Source organism: Halorientalis sp. IM1011 (assembly GCF_001989615.1).
In the GTDB taxonomy this organism is placed as follows: domain Archaea; phylum Halobacteriota; class Halobacteria; order Halobacteriales; family Haloarculaceae; genus Halorientalis.
In genome coordinates this window covers 1,409,818-1,427,887 of the sequence record NZ_CP019067.1, presented here as the reverse complement: position 1 = coordinate 1,427,887, position 18,070 = coordinate 1,409,818, and the positions used below count along the sequence as shown (strand labels likewise).

Sequence of the window (18,070 nt, the reverse complement as noted above, 5' to 3'; positions counted from 1 at the left end):
AACCGTGAAGAAGGTATTTGTACGAGCGACCCGACGGATCGGGTATGGTCCTCGATACGACTTCGGTCCGTCGGCGAGTGCAGTTCACGATCACGGACGTCGCCTTCGCCCTCGCACTGTTGGTCGGCACGGCGTCGGTGTGGGCGATGGCCACGGGTGAACCCGAACTGCTGGCGTTCGTAGCGGTCACCGGCCTCGCCGTCGCCCTCGTCGGGTCGACCGTCGCGCGACTGGCCGAGGCGGACACGGCGCCGACGCTGGACTGAGCGACTCGCTCGTGGTCTCCGTCGCTACGAGACACAAACCCGAGACGGGAGAAGGCCGTTGCCCGCGGCCAGAAACGGGCACGAGGTGCCCGTCAAGTGGGAGTAGCGGAACGAACCTTCCGGTCCGACCGCAGTTGCCGACTCGCCGCTCGCACGGAGATGGCTTTCCCCTGAATCCTCTGGTCGTTTTTGAGTGGCTGGCCGCATGATCCGTCACGCCGGCCCAGTAGCGCGCGTACGGAGGGCGTCAGACCCGCTCGATTATGGTCGCGACGCCCTGTCCGAAGCCGATGCACATGGTCGAGAGTGCGTAGTCCTGCCCGGTCCGCTGGAGTTCGTGGGCGAGCTTCGTCAGCAGCGCGCCGCCGGTCGCGCCCAGCGGGTGGCCGTGGGCGATGGCCCCGCCGTTGACGTTCGTGTCCTCCCACGAGGCCCCGGTCTCTTCGAGCCACGCCGCGACGACGGCGGCGAACGCCTCGTTGACCTCGAAGAGGTCGATGTCCTCGATGTCCATGTCGGCTTTCTCTAGCACCTGCTCGGTCGCCGGGATCGGCCCCTTCAGCATCGTGATCGGGTCGACGCCGACGACTTCCGTGGCGACGATGCGTGCCATCGGGTCCCAGCCGTGTTCCTCGACGGCGTCCTCGCTGGCGACGAGCAGGCCCGCCGACCCGTCGACGATACCCGAGGAGTTGCCGGCGTGGTGGACGCCGTTACCCTCCTGCCGGAAGGAGAGGGGGAGTCCGGAGAGGGTCTCCACGTCGGTCTCGGGGCGAGGGTGTTCGTCCTGCTCGACGGTGACGGTCTCGCCGTCGAGTTCCGTCTCGACGGGCGTGATCTGGTCGTCGTAGCGGCCGGCCTCCCAGGCCTCGCCCCACCGTGTCTGGGAGTCGGCGGCGAGTTCGTCGAGTTCCTGCCGGCTGAAATCGTACTCCTCGGCGATCCGCTCTGCGCCCTCACCCTGCGTGGTCACCTCGTCGAAGTGCTCGAAGTAGGTCTCGGTGACGCTGTTGCCGTCCGACCCCATCGGGACCCGGGACATGTGTTCGACGCCGCCGGCGACGAGGGCGTCGTGCTGGCCGGCCATGACGTTCGTCGCGGCGAAGTTGACCGCCTGCTGGCCCGACCCGCACATCCGGTTCAACTGGACGCCGGGTACCTGATCGCCCCATCCGGCCACCATCGGCGCGAGGCGGGCGATGTTGAGCCCCTGCTCGTCGACCGGCGTGACACAGCCGTAGATCACGTCTTCGACCGTCTCCGCCCCGTCGAAGTCGTTACGGTCGGCCAGCGCCGTCAGCGGTTCCGCCGCCAGGTCCTGCGGGTGTGTGTCCCGGAACGAGCCGTTCTGCTTACCGAAGGGCGTCCGCACCGCGTCGACGATGAGTGCGTCTCTCATGTGGCACACGGTACCGGATCGAGACCGATAGGTGTTTCTCCCGTGTCGTGAGGTTACGGGACGGTGACCGTCCCGTCTTCGTCGAGTCGGACCTCGTGACCTTCGATCGAGAAGGAGAGTGAGGTGCGGTTGGGATCCTCGGCGAGCGCGACGATCTCGTCGGCGGAGACGTACGACGACAGGCGGTCCATGTCGCCGGGGTCGATGTCCGTCTCGGCGACGACCGCGTCGACGATCAACTGGCCGACCGGGACGGGGCCCTCCCCGCGCTCGCCCGTGACGGTGACGTAGATGGTGGCGAAGGAGCCCTCGACCACGTCGATCGGGGAGGGATCGGTCGCCGCCTCGGTCTCGGCCGCCACGTCGTCGCCCCAGATGTTCGTGACCACCTCCTCGGCGTCGTCCTCGGCGGCCGCGACGGCGTCGTCCACCTCCGCGGCTGTCGCTTCCTCGTCTCCCGACTCGTCCACCGCCAGTACGGTGTCGGTCGCCGTCTCCTCGTCGGCCGACGGCCCGCCGAGCGTCTCGGGAAGTGTGAGGTCCTCGTACTCGCTGGCCACGTCGGTGAGTCTGGTGCGGGCGGACTCGCCCATCACGTCGGTGTAGGCCAGAACCAGCTCGTCCAGGACCGTGCGGTCGTCGTCGACGACGGTCTCGACTGCGCCGTCGTCGGTGACCGAGAGTCCCTCGACCGAGCGGGCGATGTCGACCGCGCGCTTGCCGATCATGGTCCGCTGGGTCTCGATCAACCGCTCGGCGAGGCGTTCGTAGCTGGTCATCCTATGCCGGACTGTGTTCGCTCATCGTCTCCCAGAGCATGTAGAACCCGGCCAGCAGTAGCGCCGTCGTCACGAGATACACCGTGCTCTCGATGCTCTCGCCGGGGGTCTGGAGGTCCATGATCTTGACCGCGCCGTCCAGCAGGCGCCAGACGGCGAAGACGATGACGCCCCCGCCGGCCACGTACAGCGCCTTACCGATCTCGCCGCCGTAGGCCCGCGCGGCCTGGACGACGAACCCGACCGCACCGATCGAGAGCATCACCTGCGCGATGAGACTCGTCGCGTACCAGAAGCCGGGGCCGCCCGACCCCCCGGCCCCGCTCTGTGCCAGTGCAGGCGTCGTGAACGCGAGGCTTGCGACCCAGAGCACCCCGAGACCGAGGGCGGCGGTCCGTGTCCGACGGCCAACAGTGCGAGTCATTCTCGTGCAGTTTTCAGACGAATTGCTATTAACTGTTTGCCCGACTACATTGAACGAGGCCGGCGGCCGGAACCATCGATTCCGGGCCGGTGTGGCGGATCGAAAGCTTATTTCTCGAAGAACGAGATGTAACGAACGCGGAATCCGACGCCGGGGCCGCACTGGTGGGGCGGCTCGGGCGGGTGGGTGAGGTCACGGATATGGCAATAGACGCGTCCGATACGGGTGGGGTACCCGACGAACGGCGGGCGTACAGGCAGTTGATCGACCGGACGGTTACGGTTGCCAGTCGCCACGAGCGGTGGCTGTGGGTGCTGGTCACCCTCTCGTTGCTGGGCGATATCGCCCTGACGGAACTGGGTCTCCAGCAGGGCCTGACCGAGGGCAATCCCGTGGTCCGCGCGGCCGTGGCCGACGCCGGTATCGGCATGCTGGGCGTGCTGAAAGTCGCTGCCGTCGCCGTCGGGCTGACGGCCTGGGTCGCCATGTCGGACCGCGAGCGCGCCGTCGTTCCCCTGGGACTCGCACTACCGTGGCTCGGCGCCACGGCGATCAACGCGACCCTGCTGTTCGGCTAGAGCGTCGCTCCGCGGACCCGCACACACTTTTTGAGGGCGGCGGTCGAACACCCGGGCGATGCCAGACGACTGTATCTTCTGTCAGATCGTCGCGGGGGAGATCCCGAGCCATACGGTCTACGAGGACGACGAGGTGTTCGCCTTCCTCGACGCGAACCCGCTCGCGCCGGGGCACACCCTGGTCATTCCGAAAGGCCACCACGAGCGGCTGAACGACATGCCAGACGACACCGCGGAAGCGCTGTACGCCGCCATCCACGAACTCGTGCCAGCTGCCGAGGCCGCCGTGGACGCCCCGGCGAGCAACGTCGGCTTCAACAACGGCGAGGAGAGCGGCCAGGAAGTGCCCCACGTCCACGGGCACGTCGTCCCGCGCTTCCCCGACGACGGCGGCAGCCCGATCCACGCCGTCGGCGGCGCGGCCCCGGATCTCGACGACGACGAACTGGCCGACATCGCCGACGACATCGCAGCCCACCAGTAGTCCACCCGTAGGTTTTTATCGGAACACGCGGCCAGCAGGGGGTGTGACCAGCGGATCGACGCTCGCGCTCGCCGGGGCGGTCGGCGGCGCGGGCACGACGCGGACGACCGTGGAGTTCGGCGCGACCCTCGCGCGGGCGGGCCGGGACGTGGCACTGCTCGACGCCGCCTTCGCCACGCAGGGACTGGCGGCCCACGTCCCCGGCCGCATCGACCCGGACGTGACCGCCCTCTGTACCGGCGAGGGCGGGTTACGGGACGGCCTCGTCGCCCTCGGTCTCGACACCCCGGGCCGGCTGGCGGCCTGTCCCGCTCGCGCCCCGTTCGAGCGGCTGGCACGGGCGAAGACCCCCGACGCAGCCCGTCGGTTCGAGGAGGTACTCGACTCGGCAGCCGACCGGTTCGACCACGTACTCGTGGACACGCCGCCGGTCGCGGCCAACCAGGCCGTCGCGGCGGTCACCAGCGCCGACCGCGTGGCGCTCGTCGCCCCCGCCACCGAGCGCGGACTGGACCGACTGCCGACGATGCGCGACCGACTCCACGATCTGGATGCGCCGGTCGACGCCGTGATCGGGACACGAGCCGACCCGGGTGGGACCGTCGAACCGGCCGACGCCACGATCCCGGAGAGCGACCAGCGGTCGGTCGCGGACCTGCCGGTCTCGGCCGATCCCGACACCGAGTTCGCACCGGCGGTCGCGGCGGCCGTCGAGACGGTTCTCGACACCGAGCTGAGCCTCGACTTCCCGGAGGAAGGGATACTGTAGTCCGGAACCGCCAAGCCGCGGGCGGCCAAACGGTGGGTATGGCACACGAGCCCTGCGACGGCTGTGGGGAACGCGTCGAGGTCGCCGGCGGGATCGCCGACATCTGGTCGTTCGGCGGCGACCGCGCCGCGGGGCTGGCGCTGGAACTCGCCGACGGCTCGGAGTGGCTGCTCTGTTCGGCGTGCATCGAGCGCTTGCCCGACGACCGCGACGCGACCGCCGAGGACGTGGAGCGCCTCTAGGCGTCCGGACCGGTGTCCTCGGACAGCGTGGCAGAGGTGTCGCCGTCTTCGGGTTCCCAGACGAGCACGATCTCGAAATCGCTGGCGACGCCGATCCGGACCCGGTCGCCCGCGGCGACGGCCGGATTGCCACCGCTCTCGGTCGCCGTGTTCGTCGCCGGCCACTGACTATCGGCAGTCACCACGTCCAGTTCACCGGCGTCGGTGTCCGGGATCGAGTCGGCACCGACGAAGCCGACTCCGCGGACGAACAGTTCGCTCGCCTCGACCGCGTCCCCGCCGTGGTGGCTGACGGTCACGACGCCGACGCCGTCGCCACGAGCCTCGTACTCCCAGGTGAACGACACCTGGGGGACGTCCCGCTGTCGATCCCCGGAGACGGACGGTGGGAGCACGGCCGTCACGTCGGCCGTGGCGAACGTGGCCTCGACGGTCGCGACCCGTCCGGTCGCGGTGACGCCCGTCGACCGTGCGTTCTCGTAGAACCCGCGATCCGCGACCGCCCTTCTGACCGCTTCGACCGGGACGGCGTCGCCGCTCTCGAAGACCAGCGGGGCGGCGAGCGTGGCACGGTCCCCGTCGATCGACCAGTTCGCGCCCGCGGCGACGAGGCCCTCGGAGCCGGAGCCGCCGGACTTCGTCCGCCCGATGGCGAGCGGGGCCGCCCCCAGTTCGGCGACGAGCGTCCGGCAGTCCTCGCTGGCGTCGGTGTAGCGGTCGATCGCGCCGCGTTTCGCGTCGATCGCCGCTTTCGGGCCGTCCATGTCGCCCATCTCCGCATTCAAGGGGAGAACCGCCGTCCCGTCCGTGACGGCGGCCGAGTGGTCGTAGATCGTGTATCCGTGGTAGGTCTCGGTCACCTCGGCCTGTTCGGAGAGCGACGAGCGGAAGTCCGACACGTCACCGACCAGCACCTGGGCGTGCCCGACATTGATCGCCATCGACAGGTCGGCGAAGGAGATCCGTCCGTACTGGGCCGCGACGTCGAACACGCCCTCGAACCTGGTTCCGGCGAGGCCGTCCCGCTGCCCCGCGAGTGAGGCGGCGTCGACGACCACGAACCGATAGTGATCTTCACCCAGTTCGGCCGGCGCGGGCAGCCAGTCGGCGTAGCCGGGGATCGAACCGGCGTCGGTATCGTCACTGTCGTCGCCGTCGTCGTCGGTCGGTGTGCCGGGTCCGTCGGTCTGTAGACAGCCGCCGAGGCCGACGGTGAGGCCGCCGGCGAGGAGGGTGCCGCCGGTCCGGAGGACCGAGCGTCGTGGGGACTCGTCCATGGCCGACGTGACGCACAGCCGTCACTTAACTCTCGCGGGTAGTTCGAGCCGAACGACTTTAGCCGGGGAGGCGCGCATCACCGGACGTGAACCCCGCCCGGATCGAGTCGGAGTTCCCCGCGCCCTCCTACCGCGGGAACCAGGAGCAGGCGCTTGCGGACATCCGCACCGCGTTCGAGGCCGGCAACGACGTGGTGCTGGTGCGTGCCCCCACCGGGAGCGGCAAGTCCCTGCTCGCCCGATCCATCGCGGGCGCGGCCCGCACCGCCGGCGAGGCCGAGGCCAACGAACCCATCGGCGCGTACTACACGACGCCGCAGGTCTCCCAGCTCGACGACGTGGCCTCGGACGACCTGCTCGAAGATTTAGAGATCATCCGCGGGAAGAACAACTACTCCTGTATCCTGCCGGGCGAGACCGACACGCCAGTGGATCAGGCACCCTGCAACCGCGAGCGGATGTTCGACTGCCAGGTCAAACACCGCTGTCCGTACTTCTCGGACCGCTCCATCGCCGCCAACCGCCCCATCGCCGCGATGACGCTGGCCTACTTCATGCAGACCGCCGGCTCGGACGTGTTCGGCCAGCGCGACGTGGTCGTGATCGACGAGGCCCACGGCCTCGCCGAGTGGGCCGAGATGTACGCGACCATCGACCTCTCGCCCCGGCGGGTGCCGGTCTGGGGTGACGTGAAACCGCCCGATATCGACGGCCCCGACGACGCCGAGGGGTACGCAGAACGTGTCATACGGATCGCCTCGCGCCGCCAGGAGGAACTGCGTGGCAACGCCGAACTCGACCCCGACGAGGTGGCCGAACGTGATCGGCTCACCGAACTCATCTCGGAACTCCAGTGGTTCCTCGAAGATTACCGGGATCCCGACAGCGCGACGACGTGGGTGGTCGACCAGCCCGACGGCGCGGGGTCGGCGGTGACGATCAAACCGATGAACCCCGAGCGCTACCTCAAGCACACGGTCTGGGACCGGGGCCAGAAGTTCGCCCTGCTGTCGGCCACGATTTTGAGCAAGGACGCCTTCTGTGCCGGCGCGGGACTGGACCCCTCGCGGGTGGCGCTCGTCGAGGTCGACCACACCTTCCCCGTCGAGAACCGGCCGCTGTACGACGTGACACAGGGGAAGATGACCTACGAAGAGCGCGACCGGACGCTCCCCCGCATGGCGGAGGTGCTGGTGCGGATCATGCAGGCCCATCCCGAGGAGAAGGGGCTGGTCCACTGCCACTCCTACGGGATTCAGGAGCGACTGGTCGACCTGTTGAGCGAGTACGGCGTCGACGAGCGCGTGCGCGTCCACGACCGCGAGAACCGCGATGCCGTCCTCTCGACGTGGAAGCGCAGCGACGGCAACGAGGTCTTCCTCTCCGTGAAGATGGAGGAAGCGCTGGATCTGGAGGGCGATCTGGCGCGCTGGCAACTGCTATGCAAGGCTCCCTACCCCAACACGCGGGACTCCAGAGTCGCACAGCGGCTCGAGGACGGGCAGTGGGGCTGGTACTACCGCGCCGCGCTCCGGACGGTGATCCAGGCCTGTGGCCGGGTCGTGCGAGCGCCGGACGACTACGGCGCGACGTATCTCGGGGACTCCTCCCTGCTGGACCTCTTCGAGCGCGCTCGCACGGACATGCCCGACTGGTTCGCCGAGCAGGTCGACCGGATGACGAGGCCGGACCTGCCGGCACTCGATTCGGGCGCGGCTATCGGCGAGACGGGTTCGAGAAGCCGGTCGCGCTCACGGTCGCGTAGCTCGACGACCCGGGACTCCGACGGTTCCCACCCCCTGTCGGACGTCTGGGACAGCTAGAAGAACGACACCGTCGCGTACGCGATGGGCGATCCGATCATCAGGATCGTGAAGATGATCGCGATGAGCTGCTTGCGGTCCATACCACCAGTTCGTGACCGCGGGAATTAGAGTTTTCGCACTCACAGATCACTCGACCCGCGCGTCCACGACCACGTGGGCGACCCCTTCGCTGTACCCCTTGACTTTGCGACGGTCCAGAATGTCGACCGCTCGGCCGCGCTCGTCGGCGGCCGTCTCCAGTCGCTCGACGGGTCGGTCGTACACCAGTGCCTCGGGCGTGGCCTCGTGCATGTGGACGATTCCACCGGATTCGAGGGCGGAAAGTGCCGCGTCGAGGTACTCGTGTGCCTCGTAGTAGCCCATCACGACGCGGTCCGCCTCGACGCCCTCGGCCACGTCCCGACAGTCGGCGCGGTAGAGGTCCACGCGGTCGTGTACGTCGTTGAGCTTGGCGTTCTCCAGCAGGTAGCGAAAGGAGTCGGGGTTGATCTCGGCCGCCGTAACGTGTGCACCGGCCCGGGCCATCGGGAGCGTGAAGTAGCCGACGCCGGCGAACATGTCGAAGATGCGGTCGCCGGCTTCGACTGCGTCACCCATCAGTTTGCGCTCGGCTTTGTTCCCCGGCGAGAACATCACCTTGGCCAGATCCAGGGCGTACTTCGTCCCGTGTTCGGTGTGGACCGTCTCGGTGTCGCCCGCGCCCGCGATCACCTCCACTTCGGGTTCCCGTTGCTCGCCGTCGATCCCGTGCCGTGCCAGCACGGTGTCGGCGTTGGCGTGCAGATCCAGCAGCGCCGCGCCCACCTCGTCGGGTCGGGGGGCGTCGCCGATGTCGACGAGGACGACCGTTCCGATGACCGCCCACGACCCGGGAGCGCGATCCAGTTCGTCCTCGGTCCAGCCCCGCTCGCGGAGGTGATCGTCCAGATTCCGGAGTCGGGGCTCGGCTTCCTGTCGGACGACCTCCCGGACTGCGGTCGCCTCGGGCGGGGCCGTCACCGGGAGCGCGACGGCGTCCTCACCGAACGGCCGGACGCTGCGGTCGTCGTCGTAGACGCCCTCCGCCCGGAGCGCGTCGGCCGCGGTCTCGGCGCGGCCGCGGGCGACGACCGCGGCGAGGGGGGCGGCGTCGTCGGTTCCGCCGGTCATGCGTCGCCACCCTCGCCGTTCACGTCCCCCGCGCCATCGTCCTCGGGCAGCACGTGCAGGCCGGCGCGGCTCTTGAGCACGGGCACGGTGTCGGCGTCGGGGTCGAGGTAGTCCGGGCGGGCGACGGTCTTGGCCTCGTAGGTCTCGGGATCGAGCACCTGCACGGCGTTCTCGTCCTCGACGGCGACGAGCGTCGTCTCCTCGGCGTCCTCGCGGGTGCCCAGCCGCCGCGCATCGGGCGCGTTCTCGTCCTCGAAACTGGCCTCGAAGGGCTCGCCGGTCGTGACACGGCGGCCTTTCAGGTTGCCCCGGACGCTGCGGACGAGGACCGGTCCCTCGTCGTCTTCGGGGTCGATGACCTCGCCGGGGCGATAGCGGGGGAGGCGGACGGCGTAGGTCACCCGGTAGACCTCGTTGCCGTCGCTGTCCTCGGTGACGAGCGTCTCGTAGCTCTCGTAACTGCCGCCCAGCTGGCGGACGATCCGGTCGGCGACGGCCTTCCCGAGTTTCGTCGTCGAGAGCTGCACGTTCAGGCCGCCTTCGGTCCGTTTGGCCTCGGTGACGAACGCCTCGCGGTCGCCGTCGGCCTCGCGGTCGGCGACGTACTCGCGGGCGATCTGCTCGGCCTCGTCCAGTTCGCCGTCGCTGGGGTCGCGCTCGTCGGCCCGGACCTGCACGATGGCGGCGTAGGACCCGCCTGCGATGCGGCCACAGCGCTTGCAGGTCTCCCGCGAGATCTTCACGGGCACGAGCACCTCTTCGACGACGGGCGTGTCCCGGACGATTCCGGAGAAGCGACAGTGCATCTTGATCGTCGTCGCGTCGACCTGTTCCGGGGCGACCTCCCAGTCGACGGCCTCGGCGTCGAGGTGGACCGCCAGGGCCTCGCTGACCTCCTCGACGGCCACGTCGACGTAGTCGTCGGCCCCCACGTCGACCCAGCGGTTCCCGCGGTGGACCGCGCCGCACTGGGCACAGACCCGGATCTCGATGCGATCCGGGGCGTCCACGAGGTCGAACTCCTCGAAGTAACAGTCGTCACAGAGCACGCGATCGGGATCTTTCGGTTCGCCCGGGCGAGGTTCCGGCCGCTCCGGGATAGCCTCCCCACACCGCGGACAGAACTCGCGTGACTCACTCATTGCCCCCTCGTACTCGATTCGGTCGGTTAAGCGTCGCGTTCCCGGTCCGCCGGGAGCCGCGATAGCCAGTCGCGCACGGTGCTTAATTGCGCTCGGCCCGTATTCCCCCCATGGAGTGGGAGACCGACTGGGGCCTCCGGGCCCGGATGGCGCTGACCATGCTGTTGCTCGGCGGCCTCTACGTCCTCTTCATCGGAGCCCTCTCGCTGTACTTCCAGGGGGTCCTGCCGATCCTGCTGGTGATGGGGCTTTTCATGGGTGCACAGTTTTTCTTCAGCGACAAACTCGCACTGAAGAGCATGGGTGCGAACGAGGTCGACGAGTCCGAGTATCCCGACCTCTACCGGTCGGTTCGGCGGCTCTCCCAGCAGGCGGATCTGCCGATGCCGACGGTTGCCGTCGCCGACTCGGAGGTGCCCAACGCCTTCGCGACCGGGCGGTCCCGGAAGACCGCTACCGTCTGTGTGACCACGGGGCTGCTCTCGGCGCTCGACGAGGACGAACTCGACGGCGTGCTGGCCCACGAACTCGCCCACGTCAAGAACCGCGACGTGGCGGTGATGACGATCGCCTCCTTCCTCTCGACCATCGCCTTCCTGATCGTCCGGTGGGGGTGGCTGTTCGGTGGCCGCAACCGCCGCGGCGGCGGTGTCGTCGTCGCCATCGTCGTCTCGCTTCTCGTGTGGGTCCTCTCTTTCCTGCTGATCCGTGCGCTCTCCAGATATCGGGAGTTCGCGGCCGACCGCGGCGGGGCCTTGATCACGGGCAACCCCGCCGCGCTGGCCTCGGCGCTCGCGACCATCGACGGCCGGATGGATCGCGTGCCGAAAGAGGACCTGCGCGAGCAGGCCGAGATGAACGCCTTCTTCGTGATCCCCATCACGCGCGGGTTCGTCGGGCGACTCGCCCGGACCCACCCGCCGACCGAGCGCCGGATCGAGCGGTTACAGGCACTGGAACGCGAACTGGCTGGCGTGTAGGTTCGGGCGCGTGGGTCGGCCGTCGGTCGCGAGTCCCGTCGCGTGGCACGTGCCGGCAGAACACGGAGTGGGCCGGGGACCGACACCCGTGGCATGGCCGACGACGATTCGACCGACGTGGGCGAGCGGGTAAGTACCGACGTGGAGACGACGACCGACCTGCTGGGCAACTACTACCGGGGCGAACTCGACCGGATGACGACCGAGCAGAACCGCGTCGACCTGACGACCAACTGGGCGATTACGCTGCTAGCGGCGCTGCTCGCGTACGTGTTCTCGAGCGGGGACCGCCCCCACTACGTCCTGCTCGTGGGCATCCTCGCCCTCGGGCTGTTTCACGTCGTCGAGACTCGACGGTACAGAGCCTACGACACGTGGCGTGCACGCGTTCGTCTCCTCGAGGAGAACCTGATCGCCCCGGCGCTGGATCCCGAAGCGGGGATCGAACACGGTGCCTGGCGGTCCGAACTCGCCGTCGACCTGCAACAGCCGACGCTCAAGACCCCGACGGGGGAAGCGTACGCGCGTCGACTCAGGCGGGTCTACCTCCCGCTGTATCTGGTGCTGGTCGCGTCCTGGACGGTCCAGATCCTCCTGCTCGGGACGGGAGATCCGGTCGCGACGGCCGCAGCACCCGGGGTTCCGGGGTGGCTCGTCCTCGGCGGTGTCGCCACGTTTACCGTCGTGTTGCTGGCGATCGCGTTCTGGCCCCGGGACCGACAGGCGAAAGGGGAACTCCGCGATCAGGAACGATCCAGCGACTGGAAGGAGAAGTGACGCGTTCGGGACCCGGCGGCGGGACACCTGCAGCGCGACCACCGGCCCGTGGAGGACAGAGCCAAGAGCGTCCGACCCGACGGGGCGGGTATGGGACTGCTCGACGGCCTCCGGCGCGTGCTCGGACTCGAAGCCGAGGCCGCCGCCACCCGGCCGGCCGATCCCGAGGACCTGTTCGGCATGAGCACCGCCTACGTGACGATGGCGGCCGAGCTGGGGTTCGAGCCGGCCGGGACCGCCGCGCTCTGCTTTTCGAGCGTCGACAGCGCCGACTTCGCCGACGCGGTCGACGAGGTGGCGGCTATCCTCGAAGCCGGCGAAGCCGAGACCGGAACCCGTGCCGAGTTCCGCGCGGATCGGCACGGCTACGACTGGGTCGTCCTCGAAGACGACGACGTGGAGGACCTCGTGACGAGCGTCCACTTCGCCGCCGACACGCTCGTCGAACGGGGCTACGGCTCCCGACTCCTCGCTGCACTCTTTGCCTTCCGCCGGGCCGAGACCACGCTCGACGGCGACGCGGGCGACCGCCCGCTCTACTGGGTATACTCGTTCCGGCGCGGCGCGTACTACCCGTTCGCGCCGACGGGCGAGCACGAGCGCGACGACACGGTGGAGTTCAAACTCGCGAGCGTACTGGACGGCGAACTCGACGTCGAGGACGACGAAGGGTACTGGTATCCGCTCTGGCCCGAATCACGCCGGGGCCACCCCTGGGACTAGAGGTAGAACATCGCGGCCATGATGCACAGCCCCGAGATCAGGAACGCGAAGGGACCGTAGTCGATGGTCGTTCCGCCGATGACGTAGAGGGCGGTACCGGCCGTCGGCAGTATCGTGGCGACCAGGAACGCGCTGGTGGTGTTGATCCACGACTCCTCGCTTCGCTCCAGCACGGCCTGGACGAACATGCCGATCGCGGCCACCGCGATGGCGAGCGAGTAGTACGCGTAGAGGTAGTACCACAGCCCGAACTGGTGTGTCAACGGCCAGACCTTACCTGGCCGCATGAAGTGCTGGACCACCCACAGATTGTGCCCCGTGATGATCAACACGGCCGTAATGAACGGGACGACCGCCAGCGCCGCGATGTACTTCGGCCGGATCAGATCGTCCCGACCCGTGAACCGAAGGGCGATGACGAAGATCGCCGTCGGGACGATCGCACTCCCGAGGAAGTGGATCTGGTACCAGAAGATCTTCATCTGCGATTCCGCCGCGGAGAACTCCATGGCGTATCCGCCGGCCCAGAATACGGCCCCGATGAACAGGGCGAACAACTCGTACGCGCCCTTCTGTTCGTGGTAGTACGCTGTCAGCGCCGCCAGGCCGGTCCCGACGACTGCGACGATCCACAGCGGTATCGTGTATACTGTAAATTCCACACCTGATCCCCCGTTGGAGAGTATCAACAGACACTCATATATAAAGATTGCAATTGCTATGGGAACCCTTCTCGAAGTGCGGGATCGACCCTAAATCCTCGGCCGGAGTCACAACGACCCCGCCGCTTGCTGGCAGTTTCACTTTCACTACGGTGTTAACGAGGGTTTATGTGGGAGGGGGCAGAAGACCGGTGTATGGCAACGAGCGAAGACCTCGAAGAGCTGCCGGGCGTGGGACCGGCGACAGCGGAGAAGCTGAAAGAGAACGGATTCGACGGCTACCAGGGCATCGCGGTCGCCAGCCCGGGTGAACTGTCCAACACCGCCGACATCGGCGAGTCCAGCGCGGCCGACATCATCCAGGCCGCCCGTGAAGCCGCCGACATCGGCGGGTTCGAGTCCGGTGCCGCAGTGCTGGAGCGGCGCGAACAGATCGGGAAGCTCACCTGGGGCGTCGAGGAGGTCGACGACCTGCTCGGCGGCGGCGTCGAGACCCAGTCGATCACCGAAGTGTACGGCGAGTTCGGGGCCGGCAAGTCCCAGGTCACCCACCAGCTCGCGGTCAACGTCCAGCTCCCCAAGGAACACGGCGGCCTCGAAGGCAGCGCCATCTTCGTCGACAGCGAGGACACCTTCCGCCCCGAGCGGATCGACCAGATGGTTCGGGGCCACGACGACGAGGTCCTGCAGGACACGATGGAACTGTTCGGCATGGAGGAGGGAAGCGTCGACAACGAGGCCGACCTGGAGGAACTGGTCGAGAAGTTCCTCGACAACATCCACGTCGCGAAGGCGTTCAACTCCAACCACCAGATCCTGCTCGCGGAGAAAGCGAAGGAGATCGCCAGCGAGAGTCAGGACGACGAGTTCCCCGTCCGCCTGCTGGCGGTCGACTCCCTGACCGCTCACTTCCGCGCCGAGTACGTCGGCCGTGGCGAACTCGCCGAGCGCCAGCAGAAACTCAACAAGCACCTCCACGACCTGATGCGCGTCGGCGACCTCAACAACACCGCGGTCGTCGTCACCAATCAGGTCGCCTCCAATCCCGATTCCTTCTTCGGCGACCCCACCCAGCCCATCGGCGGCAACATCCTCGGCCACACCTCCACGTTCCGCATCTACCTCCGCAAATCCAAGGGCGACAAGCGGATCGTCAAGCTCGTCGACGCCCCCAACCTCCCCGACGGCGAGGGCGTCATGCGCGTCGAGGAAGGCGGCCTGATGGACGAATAAGAACCCACTTTTTCCGTCGGGGGGTCGCCGGGGGCGACCCCCCGAGCAAAAACTTGGGGAAAAAGCCGAACTCGCTGCGGAGCCGCGAGTTCGGTACAACGAGGTTGTGGTGACCGCACAGCACCGCCACCGCACCTCACACCGTCTCCCCTACTCGCCGGAATCGTGTTCGAGGGCCGCCTCACGCAGTCGCTCGCCGCGATCGGTTTCTGTGGTGAGGTCCGGGACTGGCGTCGGGTCGCCCGCCTCGTCGACCGCGACGAAGACGAAGTAGGAGTCGGTAGTCCGCTCGCGCTCCCCGGTTCGGGGGTCCTCGTGGAACGCCTGCAACCGGACCCGGACGCTCGTTCGCCCGGTCGCGTAGGCGTAGCCGGTGACGACGCAGGTGTCACCCTGCGGGACCGGCCGCTCGAAGTTGAGATCGCTGACGTGGGCGGTGACACACGCTTCGCCGGCGTGGCGCATCGCGCTCATCGCACCGACCTCGTCCATCCACCGCATGACGTTGCCGCCGTGTGCCGCCCCGTAGTTGTTGGTGTCGTTGGGCTGGATCCGCTCCCTGTTCTCGATGTGCGTCTCCGTGATCGACGCCATGGTAGTGCGTCGGTACCCGGATGCAAAAGCGAGACGCCGATAGAGGTGGCCCGCGAGCAGCACCGCGTCGGACGAGTCGCCGAGAATCGACCCACAGGCCGACCGTACCGCCAGTCGAACAATTGTAGCAACCGGGCGTAAAACTTATTTTACTACGTCAAAGACGTTTTACTGTAAAACGCTCTTTACGACAAGAGCGTTTGACGAGGTGGCAGGCATGGAACGAGCACAGCGAACCCGCGACGCGAACGCACAGATCGGCGCTGGCCTCCTGTTCGGCGCTGTACCGATTCGGATTCGAGAGTCGAGCCGAGGTGTGGAGCCATGACGGCACTGCTCGACCGCGCGGGACGGATTCGCTCGGCGGTCGCTGGACTGGCAGCCGTCTCGGGGCTCGGTCTCGCGGCGTTCACGATCTTGAACCGACCATTCGTCGCCGTGGGTGTCTACGCCGTCGCGATGGCCGGCGCGATCGGCCTGCAGGCCACCGCCGATGTCCCTGTCTTCGACGAACGGGACGCGAATATCTCCCGCGAGGCCGCGAACTGGACGCTCACCATCTTCGGCTGGGCCTCCGCGGGCGTCTTCCCCGCACTGACGGTCGCGTGGGGGCTCGATCTGTTCGAGTGGCGGCCCTGGAGCACCGCCATCGCGCTGTTCGTCGCGGTACTGTACCTGACCTACGGCGCGCTCGCGTTCGCGCTGGGACGGAAACGGTCAGCATGAAGAACTCACTGCAGGAGTACCGCGAGCAGTACGGATTGAGCCAGCGCGAACTGGCCGAACACGTCGGCGTCACGCGCCAGACCATAAATGCCGTCGAGGGCAACCGATACGACCCCTCCGTCGAACTCGTGTTCAAACTCGCCGCCTTCTTCGAGTGTCCGGTCGAGGACATCTTCCACCCCGACGTCGACGTCGAGACGACTGCAAGCGATCACGAGTGACGAACGACCGGAAAACGGAGGTTGTACCCCCGAACTCCTCCATGAGAGACGGGGTGAGAGGGCAGCGGGGCGAACACGGGCGGTAGCGGGCAGGGTGCGGGTGGTGAGCCACCCGTTCGTCGCTTGACACGGGGGGATAACAGCGGTACCGGAGAGTCAAACGGTCGTTTGAGTCTCGGCTTCGATCTGCGTCCACGGCTGGGGGACACCAGATTGATAGTCGAGCCAATAGGAGCTGGGGACATGGTCCCGCGGCTATCCGATCTCCCCGCACCGGGTCCCGTCCCCGTCGCGCTATTCGTTCTTGCAGCAACGGGTGCGTTCGCCTGGCTGAGTGCGACCGGTCAGATCGAACTCGTGTCGCTGGCCGCCCTCCAGCTAATCGGCATGCTCCTGTTCATCTCCTGGGTGGGCGTCTTCCGGCCGCTCCGGGATGTGTTGCCGGGTGAGCAATATGAGTGAGAAGACCATCGTGGATTTCATCGAAGAGTGGCAGACTGGAGCGGCGCTCCTCCTCGCTTCGGCGTTCGTCGGACTCCTGGTTGGATCGACCGTCGGGAATCGAAGCTCGGCCATCGCTGGATTCGTCAGCTTCTTCGTCGGGTCGATCCTCGCCTTCTTGGCGTTCTCGTACCTGCTCTACGGTCGATAGTGTAGTCCCCTACTGCGCACTCGCGGCACAGTGGGCGAAAAAGCGGCCACAAACTCCGTTCGTGGCCGGTACTACTGCTCGGCCAGCCACACCAACAGCCCGTTCTGGGCGTGCATCCGGTTCTCCGCCTCCACCTTTTTCTCCTCGGGTGACTCGCTCCGCTCGTCACCCCTCGTCGAAAAACGTGGGCGAAAAAGCGGCTCGCTCCCGGCGGTTCGCGGCGATGCCGCTCACCTCACCGAGGGCTCCCAACGGTCGCCCTCGCACCGCTCGCCGTAACTACTGCTCGGCCAGCCACACCAACAGCCCGTTCTGGGCGTGCATCCGGTTCTCCGCCTGATCCCAGACGATCGAATTCTCGCTCTCCAAGGCTTCGTCGGTCACTTCCTCGCCGCGGTGGGCCGGAAGGCAGTGCATCAGCGGCCGGTCGCCGAGCAGGTCGGTGGTGACCTGAAACCCATCGAAGTCGGCGAGCTTCTGCTCGCGCTGGTCCTCCTGCCCCATGCTGACCCACACGTCGGTGTAGACCACGTCGGCGTCTTCGACGGCCGCCTCGGGATCGTGGGTGGTCTCGGGTTCGCCGCCGAGTCCCGCGGCGCGCTTGAGAACGTCGTCGTCGATGCCGTACCCTTCGGGCGTGGCGACGGTCAGGTCGATGCCGGCCATCGCCGCGCCGAGGACGAACGACTGGGCGACGTTGTTGCCGTCGCCGACCCAGGCCACGTCCACGTCGAACCCGCCGAACCGCTCGCGGATCGTCAGCAGGTCCGCCAGCGTCTGGCAGGGGTGGGCGTCGTCGGTCAGCCCGTTGATTACCGGGACGGTGGCGTACTCGCCCAGTTCCACCACGTCCGCGTGGTCGAACACGCGAGCCATGATGAAATCGACGTACCGCGAGACCGCGCGGGCGGTGTCCTTGATCGGCTCGCCGTGGCCGAGGTGGATGTCGTCCGGCCCGAGGAAGATGGCGTGGCCCCCGAGCTGGGTCATCCCCGTCTCGAAGGAGACTCGGGTTCGGGTCGATGGTTTCTCGAAGATCATCCCCAGCGTCCGATCGACCAGCGGTTGCCGGCCGTCGTCGGCCGCCTTCAGGTCGGCGGCGCGGTCGAGGACGGTAGTCAACTCTTCGGCGGTCAGGTCGTCGACGTCGAGCAGTGCGCGTGCCAT

Annotated in this window: 23 protein-coding genes; 14 read left to right on the top strand and 9 right to left on the bottom strand. The window is 67.7% G+C overall.

Features of this window, described 5'->3' with window-relative positions; all coding sequences use genetic code 11:
- The first annotated feature begins 44 nt into the window (after nt 1–44).
- Nucleotides 45–266, top strand: coding sequence for a hypothetical protein (locus BV210_RS07210; protein WP_077205977.1), 222 nt, complete (start codon nt 45–47; stop codon nt 264–266).
- Nucleotides 267–513: 247 nt separating this feature from the next.
- On the opposite strand, the gene BV210_RS07205 is transcribed toward BV210_RS07210, so the two are convergent.
- From BV210_RS07205 to BV210_RS07195, 3 genes are read right to left on the bottom strand one after another with little or no spacing between them, the layout of a single operon-like run.
- Nucleotides 514–1,665, bottom strand: a complete 1,152-nt coding sequence (locus BV210_RS07205) for a thiolase family protein (protein WP_077205976.1) — start codon at nt 1,663–1,665, stop codon at nt 514–516.
- A 53-nt stretch (nt 1,666–1,718) separates the two neighbouring features.
- Nucleotides 1,719–2,444, bottom strand: coding sequence for a HalOD1 output domain-containing protein (locus tag BV210_RS19500; RefSeq protein WP_084802595.1), 726 nt, complete (start codon nt 2,442–2,444; stop codon nt 1,719–1,721).
- 1 nt (nt 2,445) lies between these two features.
- A complete protein-coding gene (locus BV210_RS07195) occupies nt 2,446–2,868 on the bottom strand; it encodes a hypothetical protein (RefSeq protein ID WP_077205975.1) in 423 nt (140 codons plus the stop codon).
- A 200-nt stretch (nt 2,869–3,068) separates the two neighbouring features.
- Between BV210_RS07195 and BV210_RS07190 the strand changes: the two genes are divergently transcribed.
- The 4 genes from BV210_RS07190 to BV210_RS07175 are packed head-to-tail and all read left to right on the top strand — an operon-like array spanning nt 3,069 to nt 4,941.
- Entirely contained in the window at nt 3,069–3,446 is a 378-nt protein-coding gene (locus tag BV210_RS07190) for a DUF5658 family protein (protein ID WP_216640645.1), read from the top strand.
- Between the two features lie 58 nt (nt 3,447–3,504).
- Nucleotides 3,505–3,930 (top strand): HIT family protein, encoded by a 426-nt coding sequence (locus BV210_RS07185; RefSeq protein ID WP_077205974.1) that lies wholly within the window; start codon nt 3,505–3,507, stop codon nt 3,928–3,930.
- Between the two features lie 43 nt (nt 3,931–3,973).
- Entirely contained in the window at nt 3,974–4,699 is a 726-nt protein-coding gene (locus BV210_RS07180; RefSeq protein ID WP_077205973.1) for an AAA family ATPase, read from the top strand.
- A gap of 38 nt (nt 4,700–4,737) precedes the next feature.
- Complete coding sequence (locus tag BV210_RS07175) at nt 4,738–4,941, top strand: hypothetical protein (protein WP_077207999.1); 204 nt, start codon at nt 4,738–4,740, stop codon at nt 4,939–4,941.
- On the opposite strand, the gene BV210_RS07170 is transcribed toward BV210_RS07175, so the two are convergent.
- Nucleotides 4,938–6,218, bottom strand: coding sequence for a hypothetical protein (locus BV210_RS07170; RefSeq protein ID WP_077205972.1), 1,281 nt, complete (start codon nt 6,216–6,218; stop codon nt 4,938–4,940). The genes BV210_RS07175 and BV210_RS07170 overlap by 4 nt on opposite strands.
- An 86-nt stretch (nt 6,219–6,304) precedes the next feature.
- Here BV210_RS07170 and BV210_RS07165 point away from each other — a divergent pair, with 86 nt between their 5' ends.
- A complete protein-coding gene (locus BV210_RS07165) occupies nt 6,305–8,041 on the top strand; it encodes an ATP-dependent DNA helicase (protein ID WP_077205971.1) in 1,737 nt (578 codons plus the stop codon).
- A gap of 129 nt (nt 8,042–8,170) precedes the next feature.
- Here the strand turns inward: BV210_RS07165 and BV210_RS07160 are convergent, their stop codons facing one another.
- Together BV210_RS07160 and BV210_RS07155 are read right to left on the bottom strand one after the other, a co-directional pair.
- A complete protein-coding gene (locus BV210_RS07160) occupies nt 8,171–9,193 on the bottom strand; it encodes a class I SAM-dependent methyltransferase family protein (RefSeq protein WP_077205970.1) in 1,023 nt (340 codons plus the stop codon).
- Nucleotides 9,190–10,335, bottom strand: coding sequence for a 60S ribosomal export protein NMD3 (locus tag BV210_RS07155; RefSeq protein ID WP_077205969.1), 1,146 nt, complete (start codon nt 10,333–10,335; stop codon nt 9,190–9,192). The genes BV210_RS07160 and BV210_RS07155 overlap by 4 nt, the downstream gene beginning before the upstream one ends.
- A 110-nt stretch (nt 10,336–10,445) precedes the next feature.
- On the opposite strand from BV210_RS07155, the gene htpX reads away from it, so the two are divergent.
- The 3 genes from htpX to BV210_RS07140 all read left to right on the top strand — a co-directional run bounded on the left by htpX (nt 10,446) and on the right by BV210_RS07140 (nt 12,815).
- Nucleotides 10,446–11,315, top strand: coding sequence for a zinc metalloprotease HtpX (gene htpX, locus BV210_RS07150; protein WP_077205968.1), 870 nt, complete (start codon nt 10,446–10,448; stop codon nt 11,313–11,315).
- A 93-nt stretch (nt 11,316–11,408) separates the two neighbouring features.
- Nucleotides 11,409–12,092 carry a DUF2270 domain-containing protein gene (locus BV210_RS07145; RefSeq protein WP_077205967.1) on the top strand — a complete coding sequence of 228 codons (684 nt, stop codon included), beginning with the start codon at nt 11,409–11,411 and terminating at the stop codon, nt 12,090–12,092.
- Between the two features lie 90 nt (nt 12,093–12,182).
- Entirely contained in the window at nt 12,183–12,815 is a 633-nt protein-coding gene (locus BV210_RS07140) for a hypothetical protein (protein ID WP_077205966.1), read from the top strand.
- Here BV210_RS07140 and BV210_RS07135 read toward each other — a convergent pair.
- Nucleotides 12,812–13,477, bottom strand: a complete 666-nt coding sequence (locus BV210_RS07135; RefSeq protein WP_077205965.1) for a histidine kinase N-terminal 7TM domain-containing protein — start codon at nt 13,475–13,477, stop codon at nt 12,812–12,814. The genes BV210_RS07140 and BV210_RS07135 overlap by 4 nt on opposite strands.
- 195 nt (nt 13,478–13,672) lie before the next feature.
- Here BV210_RS07135 and radA point away from each other — a divergent pair, with 195 nt between their 5' ends.
- Nucleotides 13,673–14,710, top strand: coding sequence for a DNA repair and recombination protein RadA (gene radA / locus BV210_RS07130; RefSeq protein WP_077205964.1), 1,038 nt, complete (start codon nt 13,673–13,675; stop codon nt 14,708–14,710).
- A 150-nt stretch (nt 14,711–14,860) separates the two neighbouring features.
- Here radA and BV210_RS07125 read toward each other — a convergent pair whose 3' ends face one another.
- Complete coding sequence (locus tag BV210_RS07125; RefSeq protein WP_077205963.1) at nt 14,861–15,304, bottom strand: acyl-CoA thioesterase; 444 nt, start codon at nt 15,302–15,304, stop codon at nt 14,861–14,863.
- A gap of 324 nt (nt 15,305–15,628) precedes the next feature.
- Here BV210_RS07125 and BV210_RS07120 point away from each other — a divergent pair, with 324 nt between their 5' ends.
- From BV210_RS07120 to BV210_RS07105, 4 genes are all read left to right on the top strand, one after another.
- Nucleotides 15,629–16,030 (top strand): DUF2178 domain-containing protein, encoded by a 402-nt coding sequence (locus BV210_RS07120; RefSeq protein WP_077205962.1) that lies wholly within the window; start codon nt 15,629–15,631, stop codon nt 16,028–16,030.
- Nucleotides 16,027–16,251: a helix-turn-helix transcriptional regulator gene (locus BV210_RS07115; RefSeq protein ID WP_077205961.1), complete on the top strand. Its 225-nt coding sequence runs from the start codon at nt 16,027–16,029 to the stop codon at nt 16,249–16,251. Before BV210_RS07120 ends, BV210_RS07115 begins: the two co-directional genes overlap by 4 nt.
- A 243-nt stretch (nt 16,252–16,494) precedes the next feature.
- Nucleotides 16,495–16,713 carry a hypothetical protein gene (locus BV210_RS07110; protein WP_077205960.1) on the top strand — a complete coding sequence of 73 codons (219 nt, stop codon included), beginning with the start codon at nt 16,495–16,497 and terminating at the stop codon, nt 16,711–16,713.
- A complete protein-coding gene (locus BV210_RS07105) occupies nt 16,706–16,903 on the top strand; it encodes a hypothetical protein (RefSeq protein ID WP_077205959.1) in 198 nt (65 codons plus the stop codon). Before BV210_RS07110 ends, BV210_RS07105 begins: the two co-directional genes overlap by 8 nt.
- 279 nt (nt 16,904–17,182) lie before the next feature.
- On the opposite strand, the gene argF is transcribed toward BV210_RS07105, so the two are convergent.
- A complete protein-coding gene (gene argF, locus BV210_RS07100; protein WP_077205958.1) occupies nt 17,183–18,070 on the bottom strand; it encodes an ornithine carbamoyltransferase in 888 nt (295 codons plus the stop codon).

Excerpts from the sequence above, each read along its gene's own strand:
- BV210_RS07145 (WP_077205967.1), top strand. The coding sequence starts at position 11,409 with ATGGCCGACGACGATTCGACCGACGTGGGCGAGCGGGTAAGTACCGAC.
- BV210_RS07115 (WP_077205961.1), top strand. The coding sequence starts at position 16,027 with ATGAAGAACTCACTGCAGGAGTACCGCGAGCAGTACGGATTGAGCCAG.
- BV210_RS07110 (WP_077205960.1), top strand. The coding sequence starts at position 16,495 with ATGGTCCCGCGGCTATCCGATCTCCCCGCACCGGGTCCCGTCCCCGTC.
- BV210_RS07190 (WP_216640645.1), top strand. The coding sequence starts at position 3,069 with ATGGCAATAGACGCGTCCGATACGGGTGGGGTACCCGACGAACGGCGG.
- BV210_RS07195 (WP_077205975.1), bottom strand. The coding sequence starts at position 2,868 with ATGACTCGCACTGTTGGCCGTCGGACACGGACCGCCGCCCTCGGTCTC.
- argF (WP_077205958.1), bottom strand. The coding sequence starts at position 18,070 with ATGGCACGCGCACTGCTCGACGTCGACGACCTGACCGCCGAAGAGTTG.
- BV210_RS19500 (WP_084802595.1), bottom strand. The coding sequence starts at position 2,444 with ATGACCAGCTACGAACGCCTCGCCGAGCGGTTGATCGAGACCCAGCGG.
- BV210_RS07185 (WP_077205974.1), top strand. The coding sequence starts at position 3,505 with ATGCCAGACGACTGTATCTTCTGTCAGATCGTCGCGGGGGAGATCCCG.
- BV210_RS07105 (WP_077205959.1), top strand. The coding sequence starts at position 16,706 with ATGAGTGAGAAGACCATCGTGGATTTCATCGAAGAGTGGCAGACTGGA.
- BV210_RS07205 (WP_077205976.1), bottom strand. The coding sequence starts at position 1,665 with ATGAGAGACGCACTCATCGTCGACGCGGTGCGGACGCCCTTCGGTAAG.
- BV210_RS07175 (WP_077207999.1), top strand. The coding sequence starts at position 4,738 with ATGGCACACGAGCCCTGCGACGGCTGTGGGGAACGCGTCGAGGTCGCC.
- BV210_RS07160 (WP_077205970.1), bottom strand. The coding sequence starts at position 9,193 with ATGACCGGCGGAACCGACGACGCCGCCCCCCTCGCCGCGGTCGTCGCC.
- BV210_RS07120 (WP_077205962.1), top strand. The coding sequence starts at position 15,629 with ATGACGGCACTGCTCGACCGCGCGGGACGGATTCGCTCGGCGGTCGCT.
- BV210_RS07140 (WP_077205966.1), top strand. The coding sequence starts at position 12,183 with ATGGGACTGCTCGACGGCCTCCGGCGCGTGCTCGGACTCGAAGCCGAG.
- BV210_RS07210 (WP_077205977.1), top strand. The coding sequence starts at position 45 with ATGGTCCTCGATACGACTTCGGTCCGTCGGCGAGTGCAGTTCACGATC.
- radA (WP_077205964.1), top strand. The coding sequence starts at position 13,673 with ATGGCAACGAGCGAAGACCTCGAAGAGCTGCCGGGCGTGGGACCGGCG.
- BV210_RS07170 (WP_077205972.1), bottom strand. The coding sequence starts at position 6,218 with ATGGACGAGTCCCCACGACGCTCGGTCCTCCGGACCGGCGGCACCCTC.
- htpX (WP_077205968.1), top strand. The coding sequence starts at position 10,446 with ATGGAGTGGGAGACCGACTGGGGCCTCCGGGCCCGGATGGCGCTGACC.
- BV210_RS07155 (WP_077205969.1), bottom strand. The coding sequence starts at position 10,335 with ATGAGTGAGTCACGCGAGTTCTGTCCGCGGTGTGGGGAGGCTATCCCG.
- BV210_RS07125 (WP_077205963.1), bottom strand. The coding sequence starts at position 15,304 with ATGGCGTCGATCACGGAGACGCACATCGAGAACAGGGAGCGGATCCAG.